The organism is Sphingomonas naphthae (assembly GCF_028607085.1).
In the GTDB taxonomy this organism is placed as follows: domain Bacteria; phylum Pseudomonadota; class Alphaproteobacteria; order Sphingomonadales; family Sphingomonadaceae; genus Sphingomonas_Q; species Sphingomonas_Q naphthae.
Genome location: NZ_CP117411.1, coordinates 850,512 through 868,123, shown reverse-complemented (window position 1 = coordinate 868,123; position 17,612 = coordinate 850,512). Strand labels below are relative to the sequence as shown.

15 protein-coding genes are annotated in these 17,612 nt (G+C 66.1%); 9 read left to right on the top strand and 6 right to left on the bottom strand.

Features of this window, described 5'->3' with window-relative positions; translation table 11 throughout:
- The first annotated feature begins 4 nt into the window (after window positions 1-4).
- Complete coding sequence (locus PQ455_RS04095) at window positions 5-697, top strand: YoaK family protein (protein ID WP_273689438.1); 693 nt, start codon at window positions 5-7, stop codon at window positions 695-697.
- A 12-nt stretch (window positions 698-709) separates the two neighbouring features.
- On the opposite strand, the gene PQ455_RS04090 is transcribed toward PQ455_RS04095, so the two are convergent.
- Both PQ455_RS04090 and PQ455_RS04085 read right to left on the bottom strand, forming a co-directional pair.
- Window positions 710-1,658 (bottom strand): IS630 family transposase gene (locus PQ455_RS04090; RefSeq protein WP_273685921.1). Its coding sequence is split into 2 segments (ribosomal slippage): window positions 710-1,315 and window positions 1,317-1,658, totalling 948 coding nucleotides; the frame shifts between segments, so codons are not numbered across the junction.
- 330 nt (window positions 1,659-1,988) lie between these two features.
- A complete protein-coding gene (locus tag PQ455_RS04085; RefSeq protein ID WP_273689437.1) occupies window positions 1,989-2,918 on the bottom strand; it encodes a LysR family transcriptional regulator in 930 nt (309 codons plus the stop codon).
- A gap of 124 nt (window positions 2,919-3,042) precedes the next feature.
- Here PQ455_RS04085 and PQ455_RS04080 point away from each other — a divergent pair, with 124 nt between their 5' ends.
- The gene (locus PQ455_RS04080; protein ID WP_273689436.1) at window positions 3,043-3,741 is read left to right on the top strand and encodes a pirin family protein; all 699 of its coding nucleotides are present in this window, start codon (window positions 3,043-3,045) and stop codon (window positions 3,739-3,741) included.
- Window positions 3,742-3,799: 58 nt separating this feature from the next.
- Here PQ455_RS04080 and PQ455_RS04075 read toward each other — a convergent pair whose 3' ends face one another.
- Entirely contained in the window at window positions 3,800-5,875 is a 2,076-nt protein-coding gene (locus PQ455_RS04075) for a penicillin acylase family protein (protein ID WP_273689433.1), read from the bottom strand.
- Between the two features lie 86 nt (window positions 5,876-5,961).
- Window positions 5,962-8,838: a TonB-dependent receptor gene (locus tag PQ455_RS04070; RefSeq protein ID WP_273689432.1), complete on the bottom strand. Its 2,877-nt coding sequence runs from the start codon at window positions 8,836-8,838 to the stop codon at window positions 5,962-5,964.
- 219 nt (window positions 8,839-9,057) lie between these two features.
- On the opposite strand from PQ455_RS04070, the gene PQ455_RS04065 reads away from it, so the two are divergent.
- Genes PQ455_RS04065 through PQ455_RS04050 form a run of 4 tightly spaced genes read left to right on the top strand, consistent with a single transcriptional unit; the run spans window position 9,058 to window position 13,494 of the window.
- Window positions 9,058-9,648, top strand: coding sequence for an RNA polymerase sigma factor (locus PQ455_RS04065; protein ID WP_273689430.1), 591 nt, complete (start codon window positions 9,058-9,060; stop codon window positions 9,646-9,648).
- Window positions 9,578-10,585, top strand: a complete 1,008-nt coding sequence (locus tag PQ455_RS04060) for a FecR family protein (RefSeq protein WP_273689428.1) — start codon at window positions 9,578-9,580, stop codon at window positions 10,583-10,585. The genes PQ455_RS04065 and PQ455_RS04060 overlap by 71 nt, the downstream gene beginning before the upstream one ends.
- 32 nt (window positions 10,586-10,617) lie before the next feature.
- Window positions 10,618-11,955, top strand: a complete 1,338-nt coding sequence (locus PQ455_RS04055) for an MFS transporter (RefSeq protein WP_273689426.1) — start codon at window positions 10,618-10,620, stop codon at window positions 11,953-11,955.
- A 36-nt stretch (window positions 11,956-11,991) separates the two neighbouring features.
- Window positions 11,992-13,494 carry a CRTAC1 family protein gene (locus PQ455_RS04050; RefSeq protein ID WP_273689423.1) on the top strand — a complete coding sequence of 501 codons (1,503 nt, stop codon included), beginning with the start codon at window positions 11,992-11,994 and terminating at the stop codon, window positions 13,492-13,494.
- A gap of 6 nt (window positions 13,495-13,500) precedes the next feature.
- Here the strand turns inward: PQ455_RS04050 and PQ455_RS04045 are convergent, their stop codons facing one another.
- Complete coding sequence (locus PQ455_RS04045) at window positions 13,501-14,409, bottom strand: LysR family transcriptional regulator (RefSeq protein ID WP_273689421.1); 909 nt, start codon at window positions 14,407-14,409, stop codon at window positions 13,501-13,503.
- A gap of 90 nt (window positions 14,410-14,499) precedes the next feature.
- Between PQ455_RS04045 and PQ455_RS04040 the strand changes: the two genes are divergently transcribed.
- Window positions 14,500-15,300: an alpha/beta fold hydrolase gene (locus tag PQ455_RS04040; protein ID WP_273689419.1), complete on the top strand. Its 801-nt coding sequence runs from the start codon at window positions 14,500-14,502 to the stop codon at window positions 15,298-15,300.
- A gap of 32 nt (window positions 15,301-15,332) precedes the next feature.
- Here PQ455_RS04040 and PQ455_RS04035 read toward each other — a convergent pair whose 3' ends face one another.
- Window positions 15,333-16,121 (bottom strand): IclR family transcriptional regulator domain-containing protein, encoded by a 789-nt coding sequence (locus tag PQ455_RS04035; RefSeq protein WP_273689417.1) that lies wholly within the window; start codon window positions 16,119-16,121, stop codon window positions 15,333-15,335.
- A gap of 112 nt (window positions 16,122-16,233) precedes the next feature.
- Between PQ455_RS04035 and PQ455_RS04030 the strand changes: the two genes are divergently transcribed.
- A complete protein-coding gene (locus PQ455_RS04030; protein WP_273689416.1) occupies window positions 16,234-16,923 on the top strand; it encodes a 3-oxoacid CoA-transferase subunit A in 690 nt (229 codons plus the stop codon).
- A 16-nt stretch (window positions 16,924-16,939) separates the two neighbouring features.
- Window positions 16,940-17,596 carry a 3-oxoacid CoA-transferase subunit B gene (locus PQ455_RS04025; RefSeq protein ID WP_273689415.1) on the top strand — a complete coding sequence of 219 codons (657 nt, stop codon included), beginning with the start codon at window positions 16,940-16,942 and terminating at the stop codon, window positions 17,594-17,596.
- Window positions 17,597-17,612 lie beyond the last annotated feature (16 nt).

The following is a 17,612-nucleotide window of genomic DNA, read 5'->3' as shown; positions in this document are numbered from 1 at the left end:
GCTGATGCCCGATACCCCCTCTCCGCTTCCCAAACTCCTGCTTGTGCTGTCGGTCGTGACCGGGCTGGTCGATGCGATCAGCGTATTGGGCCTGGGCAAAGTGTTCACCGCCAATATGACGGGCAATGTCGTGTTCCTGGGCTTTGCCGCCGCCAGCACGCCGGGCTTTCGTATCGCGCCCTATCTTGTCGCGATCGGCGCTTTCTTCGTCGGTGCTGTCGTGGCCGGCCGAACGGGCCGCCTGCATGTCGATCGCCCGCTGCGGCGCTGGCTGACCGTATCAGCGCTTATCGAAACGGGGCTGTTGTGGCTCGCCGCGATCGTGGCGATCGATTTCGACGTGCCGACCCAGGCACCGGAGAGCCATGTTTACGCGATCATAGCCCTCACCGCTCTGGCGATGGGCTATCGCAACGCCACGATCCGCCAGTTGAAGATACCCGACCTGACGACCACCGTCCTGACCCTGACGGTAACGGGGCTGGCCGCGGATTCCACGCTTTCGGGCGGTGCAAATCCGAACCGGGGCCGGCGGATCGCCAGCGTCGCGGCAATCTTCGCCGGGGCGGCCATCGGCGCGGTGCTGGTCTCGCACGGTGGCCTTGTGGCGCCCTTATGTCTGGCGGGCGCGCTGGTGATGATCGGCACGCTGGTCTTCGCTCGCCACCCGAGCGCCGCCATGCCTCTGCCGCGCTAGAGCATTCTGTTATTAGATTGAAGCATAGCCGGAGTTGACGAGGTAATTGGCGCATTCGGACGGGTAGAAGGCGTCGAGGAGCGATCCGATGCGTCGCCATGTGGTTTCGACAGTGCGCTCTGCGGCCTTGCGGAGGAGCGTCTTGAGCTTGGCGAAGACCTGCTCGATCGGGTTGAGGTCTGGGCTGTAGGGCGGAAGGAACAGTAGCCTTGCACCTGCGGCCCGGATGGCGCTGCGCACAGCCTCACCTTTGTGGCTGCCGAGATTGTCGAGGATGACGATGTCGCCGGGGCCAAGCGTCGGGATGAGGATTTGCTCGACGTAGGCGAGGAAGCTTTTGCCGTTGATCGGGCCATCGATCACCGCAGGTGCATCGATCCGGTCGTGGCGGAGCGCCGCCAGGAAAGTCAGCGTCTTCCAGTGGCCATGCGGCACCTTGGCATGGAGACGCTCCCCGCGCCGACAACGCCCATGGGTGCGCGTCATGTTGGTCTTGGCCCAGGTCTCGTCGATAAAGACCAGCCGCCGGGGATCGAGCTTGCCCTGATACCGTTTCCAGCTCGCCCGCCGGCGGGCAACGTCACGCCGGTCCTGCTCGCTGGGCAGCACGGTTTTTTTTGAAGCTGATGCCTTCGCCGGTGAAGAAGCGCGACAGCATGCCGGTGTCCGCCCGTACGCCGCGCTCGGCCAGTAGCCGGGCCGACAGGGCCGCCAGTGTGATGTCGGGCTCCTCCGCGATCGTCGCCAGCAACCAGTCGCGCTCCGGCTTCACCTTCGAGGGACGGTGCCCGCCAGTGCCGGCGCACCGCCGGTCACCCAGCCGCTCGACCCGCTGCACCCATTTGATCGCCGAGGCCTCGCTTACCCCGAAGCGCCGCGACGCAGACCGCCGGCTCTCTCCGCCACGCAGCACCGCATCGATCACCCGGTCCCTCAAATCTTGCGAATAGGCTCGTGCCATTCTGACTGACCTCCTCGCCAGCCAGCAGCTTGAATCACATCCAGCGACCGTCGGGAATCCCCAATCGATTCAATCTATCCGCAGCACGCTCTAGATCACAGGCGCGCGGGCCGAAGAGGTGCGGCGCGACGGTCGGGACTGATCACAGCAGGATGACGGCGACATACAGGGCCATGCATGGGCCCGGGGGCCAGCGGGATCGGCCGCTGGCCGACAGCGCGGCGAAACGGCGATCACGCGGCACCTTCAGTCGAGCGTCATGATCCCGACGATGATGGCGATCACGCCATCGGCGAAGGCTTCCATCCGGCGGGCTTCATCGGTCGATCCCTATACGTCGGTCATTCCCGGGATGGCGCGATCCTCGGTGCCACGCGCCACGAACTGGTCGCGGAGCCAGGCGCCAGCCGGGCCGGGCGGCCTGTCGCGCCGCCAGATCGCGCCGAAGCGGTACATGCCGCCCGGATCGTCCGGCATGGCTAGCCGCTGCAGCGTCCCCGCGGCGAGATCCGGCTCGATCAGCGGCAGCGGCATATTGCCCCAGCCGATCCCCTCCCGCAGCAGAGCATGTTTCGCGCCGAGATCGGCCAGCCGCCAGGTGCGCGGACTGAGTACGGAATAGTCACGCCCTTCGCTCAAGGGCGAGCGATCGGTCAGCACCAGCTGGACATGATCGCGACCGGCGCCAGCCGTGATCGGCGCCATTCGTGCGAGCGGATGATCCGGTGCCGCCACCGGCACCATGGGCACCGCGCCAGCGGCGATATTCTCGATGCCCTCGACGCCGGCCGCCAGCGGCCCGGAGATACCCAGCACCGCCTTGCCCTCCAGCACCAGCGAGGCCACGGCACCCAGCGCCTCGACATGCAGGCGCAACGTGACGGTCGGGAATTCGAATGCGAAGGCGCGCAGGACGCTGCCCAGCCGCCGTGTCGGAAGCATGACATCGACCGCCAGATTGACCTCCGCCTCCAACCCTTCCAGCAGGCCCTTCACCTTGGCGCGCAGGCCATCCATGCCTTGCGCCACGCCGCGGGCTTCGGCCAGCACGGCGCGCCCGGCTTCGGTCAGCTTGGGCTTGCGGGTTCCCGCGCGATCAAACAGCACAACGCCCAGTTGCGCTTCCAGATTGGCGATCCCGTAACTTATGACCGACACCGCCCGATTGAGATGTCGCCCGGCGGCGGCGAAACTGCCGCAATCGACCACGGCGAGGAACGTGCGCAACTGATCGAAGGTCGGAACGCCCGGATTTGCCATTTCAATTTTCTCGAATGTTTCGTTGCATCTTATCCGGCTCATCAGTCATGTCGAGCCGGCGTATCTGGTCATCATCGAGTGAACGGGCAGCGGCCCTGCCCCTCGCCAAGCCAGGAGATATCCGATGATCGAACTTCGCCCTTACACGTCACTCGGCGGTGCCAACCATGGCTGGCTCGATGCCAAGCACCATTTCTCGTTCGGCGGCTATCATGATCCGAAGCGCACCCATTGGGGCAATCTGCGCGTGTGGAACGACGATACGATCGCACCGCAGACGGGCTTTCCGCCGCATCCGCATCGCGACATGGAGATCATCACCTATGTGCGCGAAGGCGCCATCACGCACGAGGACAATCTGGGCAATCGTGGCCGTACCGAAGCCGGCGATGTGCAGGTGATGAGCGCCGGCACGGGTATCGCTCATTCGGAATATAATCGGGAGGACGTGACGACCCGGATCTTCCAGATCTGGATCCAGCCCACCCGCACCGGCGAAGCGCCGAGCTGGGGCGCACGCCCCTTTCCCAAAGGCGACCGCGGCGGCCGCTTCGTGGTGCTGGCGAGCGGGTTCGCCAACGATAACGATGCCCTGCCGATCCGCACCGATGCCCGTGTCGTCGGCGCTTCGCTGAAAGCCGGCGAGACGGTGGAATATGCGATCGGCAGGGATCGTCACGCCTATCTCGTTCCCGCCGCCGGCGCGGTCGAGATCGACGGCGTCCGCATCAACGCGCGCGACGGTGCGGCAATCTCCGACCAGGAGGTGATCCGTGTGACCGCGATCGAGGACAGCGAAATCGTCCTCGTCGACGCGGCCTGATATTGCACGAAGGGCGGGCGCGCGCTTCGATAAAGCGCACACGCCCGCCCGATCAGCGCTAGAACTTCGTGGTCTCCTCCAGATTCTTCTCCACCTCGCCGCGCGTGATCCACAGCGTCCGAAAGGTCTTGCTCGTCAGGAAGCGGAGCTGGTCGGAATTGTGCTTCGATCCGGGCTGGCTGGAATTGCCGTAGCTCATCATGCCGACGGCCTTCATCGGCGTGCCGAATTCCACCATCGACACCCAGGTTTCGCCATGCGCCGGCGTGCGCTCGCCGTTCTTCATGGGGCTCCAGGTGATCGTGCGGAACACGCCGGTGTTGCCGAAGCCGCCGTTGCCGGGGACGTTCACGTCACCGATGTGGAAGCGCGACACGTCGCCGAACGGACGATCGACCGCGCCATACAGCGCCTTGGTCTTGGCGACGGCGGCCTTGAGCATCGCGACGGCGGCGGCCGGATCCTTCAGGCCACGCGGCGTCTGGAGCGGATCGTCCAGGGTCCATTTGACGGCGTAATTGGCCTGGCTCTGGAAATTGTTGGGTGCGAACAGCAGCGCCCATGTCTCGAACAATAGGGCACCGCGGCTGTCCGCCTCGAAATCGTGGTTCCAGCCCTCCAGCAGCGCCACCGCCGACTGGATTTCCGGATCGGCATTGTCCTTCGCCGCCGCGATCAGATCGGGCAGCAGCCGATCGGCCATCAGCGAGCTGGTAGTGAGTTTGCGGGCGACGAAGTCGTCGAAGCCGATCTTCGGTGTCCGATCGAGCAGCCTGACCGACATCTGCGCGCGCTGGCTCATCGGCCCGACGGGCGCGACATAGGCGGGATAGGCCTTGGGATCGAGCACGCGCGGCCAGGCGGCGACCCACGGCGGATCGTTGGCGTTCTGGACGAAGCCGCTGGCCGGATCGAACACCTTGGGCATCTCGTCATAGCTGTGGACATCCTTCCACAGCGTGGCGGACGTATCGCCCGCGACCGGCTTCGACCAGCTCGCGAAATCGCCGTCGGCGTGCTTGGGCAGGATGCCGTTGTCGAGATAGAGGATGTGGCCCGCGCGATCGGCGTAGACGATGTTGAACATCGGCACCTGCAACTTGCGCAGCGCCGCCTCGAAGCCTTTCCAGTCATGGGCCTTGCCCATATCGAGATATTGCTGGAGCACGCCCGGCCGATCGAGCCCGGCCACCTTCAGCGCGATCGTCGTCTTGCCGCCCGGCAGGTCGAACACCGGGCCCTGCACCGCATAGCGCTGCTGGAAGGTCACGGTCTTGAGCGAGCCGTCGGCCTGCTTCACCTTGTAGCTCTTGGTCGTCACCTTGAACGGCAGCGTCTTGCCGTCGTAGCGATAGCCGCCATCGACCAGGGTGAGCGCATAGCTCGTCGAGCCCGCGATCGTGTTGACCGTGTTGGTGAAGCCCAGATCATTGTTGAAGCCGAAGCGTAGCACCGGCAGTCCGACCTGCGTCGCGCCATAGATGCTCATGCCGGGGGCCGTGACCTGCGCCTCGTAATAGGTCAGCTGGCTCGGCGCCCAGGGAAGGTGCGGATTGGCGAGCAGCATTGCCTTGCCGCTGGCCGAGCGCGACGGCGCCACCGCCCAGGCGTTCGATCCGCCGGCCTCGTTGGCGGCGGGATCGGCCAGAACCTTGCGGTCGGAGGCGATGTAGACATAGTTCATCAGCCGGTGGGCGTGGGCCATCACGTCGAGCCCGGTGATCGGCAGCACCTGCAACACGGAAGGATCGAGCGTGTCGCGATGCGCGGCGGCGTAGGCGTTGATGCCGGCGGCGAAGGCGTCGAGATCCTTGCGCATCTGCGGCGTCTGCTGCTGGAACCAGAGCTTCGATCGCTCGGGCACGTCGTTGGCGATCAGCCACTTGTCCTGATCGGCGAATTTCTCGCCCCAATATTCGGCCGCCTTCGCGCGCGATTCCCCATAGAGATGCAGCAGGAGGTTGCCGTGGCTTTGCGCCTGGGCGTAGCCGAAGCCATGGAAGGCGCCGTCCTCGGTCTTGGCGTAGATGTGCGGCACGCCGAAGCTGTCCCACAAAATCTCGCCGCCGCCCGATTTTGCGGCGGGGGCCGCGATCGCGATCGCCATCGCGCCCGATGCGACCAGGGCCGCCATTGCTGTCATCGTCCGGCGCATACTCGCCTCCTGTTAATGCCACGATGGCGCGGCGCCGCCCGGCGCCGCGCCCATTCCGAGCTGCCTTAGAAATCCAGTCCGACGCGCGCGTAATAGAAGCCGCCGGTGAAGCCCGTCGGCGAGGTGCCCGCGTACAGGCCCTGCCCCAGCGTGGCGCTCACGTCGGTCGGCCGGTTCTTGGCGGGATAGACGTTGAAGATGTTGTTGGAGCCCACCGCGATGTTGATCATCTTCGAGATCTGCCAGCTGACTTCCAGGTCCGTGATCCACTTCGGGCCGTAGCTGCGGTCGTTCGGGTAGGTCGTCACGCCGTTGGCGACGACGCCGTTGCCGAGCGACTTGAAGGTGCCGAACCGCGTGACGCGCGAGGACAGGCTGAAATCGCCCAGGGTCGCGAAGTTGCTGATCGACAGCTTCGTCTTGGGCAGATTGTCCGTCATGTTGCTGCGGCGCGAGCGATCGAACAGCTCGAAATTGATCGCCGACAGCTGCGACGGATTGGGGATGATGCTGGTGATCTTGGTCTTGTTGTAATTGTAGCCCAGGTTCCACTGCATCGCGACCGTGTCGAACAGGCGATGCTTGTAGGAGGCGACAATGTCGATGCCGCGCGTGCGGGTGTCGATCGCGTTGGTGTAATATTGCGCGGTCAGCGTGTTCGCCTGCGCCGCCGGGATTCCGTTTGCGATCAGGATGTTGGAAATCACCGTGCCGGTCAGCGTGCTGGTGATCGTGATGCGATCATCCACGTTGATCTGATAGGCGTCGATCGTCAGGTTGAAATTGTGGAGCGGGGTCAGCACCACGCCGCCCGAGATGTTGAACGACTTTTCCGGCTTGAGCGGGGTGGCACCCAGAGCGACCGCCGCCGGATCGTTGACCGCCAGGGTCTTGATCTGGAGCAGCACGTTCGGCACGCCGTTGACCGTACGGAACTGGTTGGTCGTCTGCGTATAGATCTGCTGGGCGACGGCCGGGGCGCGGAAGCCGGTATTCACCGCGCCGCGCACCGCGACCCAAGAGGTGGGCGCATAGCGGGCGTTGAGCTTGCCGATCAGCGTGTTGCCGCTGCCGTCGTCATAATGTTCGAACCGCGCCGCGCCGCCGATCGTCAGATCCTTGCTCGGATCCCAAGCGACATCGGCATAGACCGAATAATTGTGGCGGGCCATGAACTTGGCGTCGCTGGGCTGGAAGCCGGCCGAGCTTTGCGCGCCGGGGGTCTGGCCGGTGACGATGAAGCTGCCGACCGCATAGCTCGAAGGATCGCCCGCGAACGTCTGATAGGTTTCGCGGCGATGCTGCGCGCCGGCCGATATCTGAAGGTTGCCGCCGCCCAGCTCGTAACCGCGCGTGATGTCGAGCGAGGTGATCAGCTCGGTCGATTTGAGCGTGCCGATGTAGAAATCGGTCGGGCTGGTGATGCCGAGCGTCGGGTTGACGGTGCCGGTGGAGGACTGGCGGGCGCGGTTGCTGCCGTAGGTGGTCGACAGATCCCAGTTCCAGCCCACGATCTCGCCCTTGGCGCCGCCGGCGAACTCGAAATCCTGCTCGTCGATCATCACGTGCGGGCGATAGCCGTTCGGATAGATGCCGATGACGTTGTTGATGTCCTTGGGATAGCGGTAGCTGTACCAAAGGTCCGACCGGCGCTGGCTGAAGGTGCCGAAGGCGTAGAGCTGGACATTGCCCAGATCGTAGCCGGCGTTGAGCGCGGTGTTGATGCTGCGCGACGGCATCACGCCATAGCTGATCGTGACGATGCGATCGGTGCCGACCTGCGCCGCGTCGCGCGGGTCGAGCGCGCCGTTGACGAGATTATAGAGGCACGTCGTCGTCGCGGTGATCGTGCAGGGCGCCAGCGGCAGAGCGCGGTTCGACATCTCCTGCTTCTTGAGATTGACCGAGACGTTCGCGAAGCCGCTCTCGCCGATCTTCGTGCCGAAATTGGCGTCGGCCTGGTACAGTTCGCCATCCGACCGATCGAAATTCTGGCCGGCGGTGAAGTTCATCGAGCCGCCGTGCGACGCGCTCTTCAGGATGATGTTGATGACGCCCGCGATCGCGTCGGAGCCATATTGCGCGGCGGCGCCGTCGCGCAGCACCTCGATATGATCCACCGCCGAGGTGGGGATCATGTCCAGATCGGACGGCACCGAGCCGTTGTAGAGCGTCGAGACGGCGTTGATGAGCGACGTCTTGTGGCGACGCTTGCCGTTGACCAGGATCAGCGCCTGATCGGGGTTGAGGCCGCGCAGGCCACCCGTGGCGATCACCGTCGAGGTGGCGCCGCCGGCGCGTACCGGCAGATTGAACGACGGCACCAGGGTGTTGAGCGCCTGGAACACGCCCGCCTTGCCGGTGCGCTCCAGATCGGCGCCGGAGATCACGTCGATCGGCGTGGGGCTGTCGGTGACTGTGCGCTGCACGCCGCGCGATCCGGTGACGACGATCGCGTCGCCGTCGTCCGAATCGGTGGTGGCGACCGGCTGATCGGCGGTTGCCGCCAGCGCGGCGGTGGACTGCATCGCCATCTGCATCGCGGCCGGCACGCTCACCGAAAGGCTGGCCATCTGGATGGGCTTGGCACCGTTCGGCGCCCGCCCCGCCAGCGAGAGCGCGATCACGTCGCCGCCCGTGCGGTTGATGCGGAGCCCCGTTCCCTCGATCAGCCGCGACAGCGCGACTTCCGGCGCCATCCGGCCGTTGACCGACTGCGTGCGCAGCCCCGCCACCTGCTCGTAGGGGAACAGTATCTGGATGCCCGACTGCTTGGCGAACAGCGACAGCGCGCTCTGCACCGACTGCGCGGGAATACGGAAATCGACGCTGCTGTCGTCCGCCGCCAAGGCCGGCGCGGCATGGACCATCGCCGCAAGCGGCGCGGCCAGCGCCAAGGTGGTGGTGGCGCGCAGCATGGCGCGAGATGTCGCCCTGATCATATCTAAAACCCCCCGAGAGACCTGATCCCCGTTCGCTGACCTGAAACGGAGGGCGCTTCGCAATCTGCTAACAGGCGTGACGATTTTGTTTCATAATGGCGGGATTCACGGCCAGCCCATCATTTTGCGTTATTTTGCGTTGCACAACGCCGTCGTTCGTGGTCACCTCCCTGTCATAATCGGATCGAGGGAGAGGCGGGGACGATCAGCGGGGGCGTTGTGGTAGAGTCTGTCAGAGAACGGCTTGATTGGTTCAAGGCGGCGATATTGCCCCACGAGGGCGCGCTCCGGGCGCGCCTGCGCCGAATCCTTCCACAAGGCGCCGATGTCGACGATGTCGTCGCCGAGACGATGACGCGGGCCTTCGCCAACGGCGAGATCGGAAAGACCACCACCGGCCGCGCCTATCTGTTCCAGATCGCCCGCAACCTGCTGATCGACGAAGCCCGCCGCAACAAGATCGTCTCCTTCGAGGTGCTGTCCGATCTCGATCTTCTCCACGCCGATCATTCGGCCGAGGCGACGCTCCAGGCCCGCGACGAGCTTCGTCACCTTCAGGCGATCGTCGATACGCTGCCGCAACAATGCCGCCGCGCCTTCATTTTGCGTCGCGTGTACGATAGATCGATCGGCGAGATAGCAGAGGAGATGGGCTTGTCCGTTTCTACGGTCGACAAGCATCTGACGCGCGCTGCTGCAAAGATCATGCAGGCCATCGGCCAATATGAGGATTTCGGGTTTGGTTGGTCGCTACCGAAGCGCGGAGGAACGGGAAGCGCTCGAGCTGGAGGCCGCTCGACGCTTTCTTAAGGCGCGCTCGACGGACAGCGAGCAGGATTGGGACGAAGCGCTGGCCTGGGCCGGCGAGGATCCCGCGCACGGCTTCGCCTTCGCCAAGGCCGAGGCCAGCTGGGAACTGACCGAGCGGCTGCGCGAAGGCCATCCCGATCTACGCCCGGCCATGGCGGTTCCGCTGGTTGAAACCGGCACCGCCGCCGGCTGGATCAGCGGGCGGATCGGCCGGCGTGGCGTGATCGGGCTGATCGCCGCCACGATGGTGGGCGTGATCGCCACCGTGACAATCCAGTTGCAGGGCTCGGTCGATCGCTATCGCACCGCACTGGGCGAGGAGCGCGAGGTCCGGCTCGCCGACGGCTCGATCCTCCACCTCAACACCGACACGTCGGTCGAAGTGGCGCTGCGCGACGATGCGCGGCGCATCCAGCTGCTCAAGGGCGAGGCGCGCTTCGATGTCGCGCATGACACGGCCCGCCCCTTCCTCGTCACCGCCGGCAGCGCCACGGTCCGCGCGGTCGGCACCGCCTTCAACGTGCGTCTCCGATCCGACCTGACCGAACTGACCGTGATCGAGGGCATGGTCGCGGTGCAGGACGGCGCCTCGCGCTCCAGCCGCGTCGGCGCGGGCACGGGCGCGGCGATCCGCAGCGGCACCGTCGCGGTCACGCCTCTGGCGCCGGCCTCGGTCAAGCAGCGCATGGCGTGGCAGAACGGGCTGATCGAATTCGACGGCGACACGCTCGCCCAGGCGGTCGAGGAGTTCAACCGCTACCGTGCGAGCCCGCTCGTCATCGGCGATCCGCAACTGGCGTCGCTGCGCATCGGCGGCACCTTCCGCGCGCAGAAATCCGCCGATTTCGTCAATGCGCTGGAGGTGGGCTTCGGCATCCGCGCGATCGAAGGCCATGATAATTCGATCATATTGGTGCCGGCCACCGCGCGCGAGTAGCAGAGCGGGGCGCGCTGTCCGTTTTGACAGCCATGAACCGCCCTTTCGCCGCCGCATCCATCCTGCCCGATCAGCATGCGGAGCCGGCGTCATCGCACCAGAAGAGCAAATTATGGTCGATCTTCGGCGGGTCGCTCGGCAACCTGGTCGAATGGTATGACTGGTACGTCTATTCGGCCTTCACCCTCTATTTCGCGCCGGTCTTCTTCCCCAGCGACGACAGCACCGCGCAGCTGCTGAACGCCGCCGCGATCTTCGCGGTCGGCTTCCTCATGCGCCCGCTCGGCGCGTGGCTGATGGGGATGTACGCCGATCGCAAGGGCCGCAAGGCGGGGCTCACGCTTTCGGTGATGCTGATGGGCGGCGGATCGATGATGGTCGCGGTCATCCCCGGCTATGCCACGATCGGGGTGGCGGCGCCGCTGCTGCTGCTGTTCGCGCGCCTGCTGCAAGGGCTCAGCGTCGGCGGCGAATATGGCGCCAGCGCCACCTATCTGTCGGAAATGGCGCATCACAAGCGCCGGGGTTTCTTCTCCAGCTTCCAATATGTCACGCTGATCGCCGGGCAGCTTCTGGCGCTGTGCGTCCTCCTGATCCTGCAACGCTTCCTGAGCGAGCCGCAGCTGGAGCAATGGGGCTGGCGCATCCCCTTCGCGGTCGGCGGCGTGATGGCCATCACCGTTTTCTACCTGCGGCGCGGCCTGCGCGAGACCGACGCCTTTCAGGACGTGCAGGCCGAGGGCGACAAGCCCAAGTCGGCCGGCTGGACGCTCTTCCGCGATCATCCGCGCGAGGTGCTGATCGTGATGGCGCTCACCGCTGGCGGCACGCTCGCCTTCTACGCCTACAGCACCTACATGCAGAAATTCCTGGTCAACAGCGCGGGCTTCGGCCGCCAGACCGCGACCGCGATCATGGCCTCGGCGCTGTTCATCTACATGCTGCTCCAGCCGGTCGCGGGGGCCTTGTCCGATCGGATCGGCCGCAAGCCGCTGCTGGTGGCTTTCGGCGTCGGCGGCGTGCTGTTCACAACCCTGATCTTCACCCGGCTGGAGACGGTCACCTCCTCCTTCACCGCCTTCCTGCTCGTGCTGGGCGGGCTGGTGATCGTCACTGGCTACACATCGATCAACGCCGTGGTGAAGGCGGAGCTGTTTCCGGCGCATATCCGCACCCTCGGCGTCGCTTTGCCGTACGCGCTCGCCAACACGCTGTTCGGCGGCACCGCCGAATATGGCGCGCTGTGGCTGAAGCAGGCCGACATGGAGCGCGGCTTCTACTGGTATGTCACCGCGATGATCGGCCTCTCGCTGATCGTCTATCTGCGCCTGCCCGACACACGCACGCACAACCGGATGCCGGACGCGTGACGGCCCTCGATCCCCTCGCCTTCAGGAGAGACTGACATGCATTCGACCCGTCGCCTTCTCGCTTCGCTGCTGCTGTCCGCCTGCATGGCGACGCCGGGCCTCGCCCAGACGCCCGCGCCGCTGCCGTTCGAGGCGATCCAGCCCGCCGATTTCGCCGTGGTTCCCGGCGGCAATTCCATATCGAACGCCTGGGCCGATTTCGATAACGACGGCGATCTCGACCTCGCCGTCTCGCTCAAGACCGGCGAGGTCCGCCTCTATCGCAACGACAAGGGCAAGTTCGTCAGTGTCGGGACGGCGATGGGCCTGCCGCAAAAGGGCGGTTTCGAGGTGCGCGGCCTGAGCTGGGGCGATTATGACGGCGACGGCTGGGTGGACCTGCTCGCCGGGCCGAACGACCCCAAGAACCCGACCCGCGTCTATCACAACGACAAGGGCAAGGGCTTCACCGAAGTCGCCGCGAAGATCGGCCTCAGCTTCTCGGGCCGTTCGTCGCGCCAGTCGAGCTGGCTCGATTACGACAATGACGGCGATCTCGACCTGTTCGTCACCGACCGTATCGGCAAGAACCGCCTGTTCCGCAACGACGGCGGCAGCTTCGTCGAGGTGATGGCGGGCAGCCCGCTCAACGTGTTCAAATCCACCGTCGGCGCCTGCTGGCTGGATTATGACAAGGATGGCGACCTCGATCTCTTCCTCGCCAACCAGTCCGGCGCCACCGATTCCTTCTTCCGCAACGACGGCGCCACCTTCGTCGATGTGGCGCCCGCCCTCGGCATGGACAGCCCCGGCCGCGCCAAGGACGAGGGCGGCGTCGGCTGCGCGGTCGGCGATTACGACAACGACGGCAATCTCGACATCTTCGAGCCCAATTACGGCCGCAACAAGCTGTGGCACAACAATGGCGACGGCACCTTCACCGATGTCGCCAAACAGTTGGGCGTCGATACCGAAAACCACGCCGTCGGCGCCGCCTGGGGCGATTATGACAATGACGGGCTGCTCGACCTGTTCGTCACCTCCTATGTCGGCCCGCGCGACCAGCAGGTGCCGAAGGATGCCCTGTTCCACAATGAGGGGGCCAGGGGCTTCGTGAACGTCGCCGCCGGAACCCTGATCGACGTCGCCGACCATGGCGTCCAGTGGGTCGATTACGACAAGGATGGCGGGCTCGACCTGTCCGTTACCGACAATTACGGCCCGACCGGCGGCCACCCGCTGTTCCGCAACACCCTGCCCGCCGCCGGCAAGCGCAGCCTCGCCATTCAGGTGACCGACGCCAAGGGCATCATCAACAGGTTCGGCGCGGAAGTCCGCCTGTTCGACACGGCCGGCAAGATCGTCGCCACCCGGCAGGTATCGACGGGCGGGGGATACAACAGCCAGAGCACCGGCCCGCTGGTCTTCGGCCTGACCAGCATGGCGCCGGTCAAGGTGGAGGTGACCTTCATGAGCGCGAAAGGCCGCAAGGTGCAGACGATCGCTAAGGTCGATCCGAAGGCTTACCGGGGCAAGGTGCTGACCGTAAAGGAGAAATGAGAGGGCTCAGCCGGCCCGCACTGCCGGTGAGGGTGCCTGCGCCCTCGCCTCGGCATAGAAATGGCGGACGGCCGGCGACAGGTCGGTCCGGCGGCAGGCGATCGCGATGCGCACGCTCCGCCGGACATCGGCCAGATCGCAATAGGTCACCCCCTGGATCGCCGCCTTCCGCATCGAGGCCGGCACCAGAGACACGCCCAGTTCGGCCGCGACGAGCGCGAGGACCGATGCAATCTGCGGGGCGGATTGCCCCAACTGCGGCTCGAACCCCACTTCGCGACAGGCGGTGACGGCGGCGTCGAACAAGGTCGGCCCCAGGTTTCGCGGGGTGAGCACGAAGGCCTCGGTCGCGAGGTCGGCCAGCCGCACCGAAGCAGCGCCCGCCAGCCGATGCGCGGAGGGCAGCGCCACGACCATCGCTTCGTCGTCCAGCTCGCGCAGTTGCAGCCCTTCGATCTCGACCGATTCCGGGCGGAGGAAGGCCGCGTCGAGCAGATCGTCCCGCAGGGCCGTGACGAGATCGAGCGAATTGCCCTCCTGCAACGAGAGTTCGACATCGGGATAGGCCCGGCGATAGGCCCGGATGATGCCGGGCACGACCGGATTGAAGGCCGCCGATCCGGTGAAGCCGACCCGCAACGCCCCGGTCTCCCCCCGCCCTGCCCGCTGCGCGCCATGCACCGCCGCCTGCACCTGATCGGGCAGCGTGCGGACGCCGGCCAGGAAGGCATGCCCCGCCTCGGTCAGTTCGGCGCCCTGCGGGATACGGTGGAACAGCCGGACGCCGATCTCATCCTCCAGATCGCGGATCTGCTGGCTGAGCGGTGGCTGGCCGATCCCCAGCCGCTGCGCCGCGCGGGTGAAGTTGCGCGCCTCGGCCACCGCGAGGAAATAGCGGATGTGGCGCAACTCCATAGATATCTCCAAAAGCTATCAAGATCGCCTTTTCCAGATATTAGACAGATGCCGCTTCGTCCACCATCTACGGACGGCGGAGGCGTTGCCATGTTCGATGATCTTGATGCTTTTGGTTGGCCGGAGATCGGGGAGCCGACCGACGAGGCCGGTTTTACCGCTTACGATAGCGGGTTGACCGGCTCGGACGAGCGCACCGACCTCCTGCCGACGGTGTTCCTGCCCGGCCTGCTGTGCGACGGTGCCCTCTGGCGGCACCAGATCGACGCGCTGGCCGATCATGTCGCCCCCTTCGTCGCCGATCTCACGCTCGACGACAGCATCGCCGCCATGGCGCGGCGGGTTCTCGCCTCGGCGCCGCCGCGCTTCGCGCTCGTCGCGCTCTCGATGGGCGGCTATGTCGCCCTGGAGATCATGCGGCAGGCACCCGGGCGGGTCACGCGACTGGCCCTGATCGACACGAGCGCGCGACCCGATACGGCGGCCCGCGCGGCCACCCGGCGGCAGGGGCTCGCGTCCCTCGCCCGCGGCCGGTTCGTCGGCATCACCCGCGCGCTGCTCGAGACGCTGGTCCATCCCGACCGGACCACCGGCCCCGTCGCCGACACGCTGCGGGCGATGGCGGCGCGGGTCGGCAAGCGCGCCTATGTCCGCCAGCAGACCGCCATCCTCAACCGCATCGATTCCCGCCCCCACCTCCGCGCGATCCGCGTGCCGACGCTGGTGGCGGTGGGTGACGGCGATCGCGTTACGCCCCCGGCCGACGCCGAGGAAATGGCCGCTTCGATCCCCAACGCCCGCCTGCACATCTTCCGGGATTGCGGCCATATGCCGGCCGTCGAACTGCCGGAGGAGACCGCCGCCCTTTTGCTGTCCTGGCTCGCCGAATGACGAAGGCGCCCTGACAGACGCCTGCGCTTTGATCAGGGGTTGTGCAATCCTCCTGCGGCCAGCTCGCGTGCTACCCGGCGAAGGGGCGGCAGGAACCGCGATCGCAGCTCGGCCAGGCTGACGCTGGCGGATTGCGTGCCGACATTCACCGCCGCCATGACGCCATCCCGCCCCAAAACAGGCACGGCAATCGATCGCAGGCCCAGTTCGAGTTCCTGGTCGATGATCGCATAGCCTTCGTCCGCGACATGACGAAGCACGCCGAGAAGCATCGCAGGATCGGTCTCCGTATTCGCCGTCAGCGGCTTGAGATCGGTGCGGCGCAGATAGGCTTCCTGCGTGGCGCGCGGCTGGCCGGCCAGCAGGGTGCGGCCCATCGAGGTGCAGTAGAGTGGGAGGCGGCTGCCGGCGCGCAATGCGATCGACATGATGCGCGAAACCTCCGCGCGGGCGACATAATAGACCTCGTCCTCCTCGATCACGCCGAGCGAGCAGGATTCGTGCAGTTCGTCGCGCAGCTCATCGAGCAGCGGCTGGGCGCGCATCGCGAGCGTGCTCGACGACAGATAGGCGTAGCCGAGCGACAGCACCTTGGGGCGCAGCGCATAATGCACCCCCTCCTGCGCGGCATAGCCGAGCCTTACGAGCGTGTGCAGGCAGCGTTTCACCGCCGGGCGGCTGAGCCCCGTGAGCCTGCTCGCCTGCGCGATCGTCATCGGGCGCCGCTCATCCGAAAAGCAGCGCAGCACCGCCAACCCGCGCGCCAGCGAGGTCATGAAATCCGGGTCGCCATTGGCATCCAGCAGCGCGAGATCCTGCACGGGGCCTACTCCATCAAACGATTATCGGACAATATGCCGTTTATCGATTGACGCAAGATCGGCGCTGGAGAATTTGATCGCCCGACACGCCCGGAACGTGAGGGGGAGCAGGATGATCGACAAGGCGGTGGCCAGTGCGGAGGCGGCGGTCGCGGATATCTTCGAGGGGGCGGCGGTGATGATCGGCGGTTTCGGCACGGCCGGGATGCCCGATCAGCTGATCGACGCGCTCATCACCCGCGGCGTCGGCAACCTGACGATCATCAACAACAATGCCGGCAACGGCGAACAGGGCGTCGCCGCGCTGATCCGCGAGGGCCGGGTGCGCAAGATCATCTGTTCCTTCCCGCGCCAGGCGGACTCACACCATTTCGACGCCGCCTATCGCGCCGGCCGGATCGAGCTGGAACTGGTGCCGCAGGGCAATCTGGCGGCGCGCATCCAGGCGGCGGGTGCCGGCCTCGGCGCGATCTTCACGCCGACCGGCTACGGCACGCTGCTGGCGGCGGGCAAGGAAGTCCGCGAATTCGGCGGCAAACATTATGTGCTGGAAGAGCCGATCCACGCCGATTTCGCGCTCATCAAGGCGCATCGCGGCGATCGCTGGGGCAATCTCACCTTCCGCAAGACCGCGCGCAATTTCGGCCCGATCATGGCAATGGCGGCCAGGACGACGATCGCGCAGGTGAGCGGCATCGTGCCGCTCGGCGAGCTGGACCCGGAGGGGGTGGTGACCCCCGGTATCTTCGTCCAGCGCGTCGTCGAGATCGCCCCCGCTCCGCCCGCCGCCCTCGCCGCCTGACCCCGGAGGAAGCCCGATGAACCGCCTGAACCGCGACCAGATGGCCGCCCGCGTCGCCCGCGACATTCCCGAGGGCGCCTATGTGAACCTCGGCATCGGCCTGCCGACCAAGGTGGCCAATTACCTGCCCGTCGATCGCGAAGTGTTCCTCCAGAGCGAGAACGGCCTGCTCGGCATGGGGCCGGCCCCGGCCGCCGGCGAGGAGGATTGGGAACTCATCAACGCCGGCAAGCAGGCGGTGACCCTGCTGGCGGGCGGCTGTTTCTTCCACCATGCCGACAGCTTCGCGATGATGCGCGGCGGGCATCTCGACATCTGCGTGCTGGGCGCCTTCCAGGTATCGGTGACGGGCGATCTGGCGAACTGGCACACCGGCGAGCCGGGCGCGATCCCGGCGGTGGGCGGGGCGATGGACCTCGCCATCGGCGCCAAGCAGACCTTCGTGATGATGGACCTGCTGACCAAGCAGGGCGAGAGCAAGCTGGTCGAGGCCTGCACCTATCCGCTTACCGGCCTCGGCTGCGTGAGCCGTGTCTATACCGATATGGCGGTGTTCGATGTCGGGCCAGAGGGCGCCAGCGTCGTCGAGATGGTCGATGGCCTCAGCCTCGACGAACTCCGCCGGCTGACCGGCGTGCCGCTCGACGCGCCGAACGCCCTGCAAGCCGCCTGATCGCCCGAACGAGAGA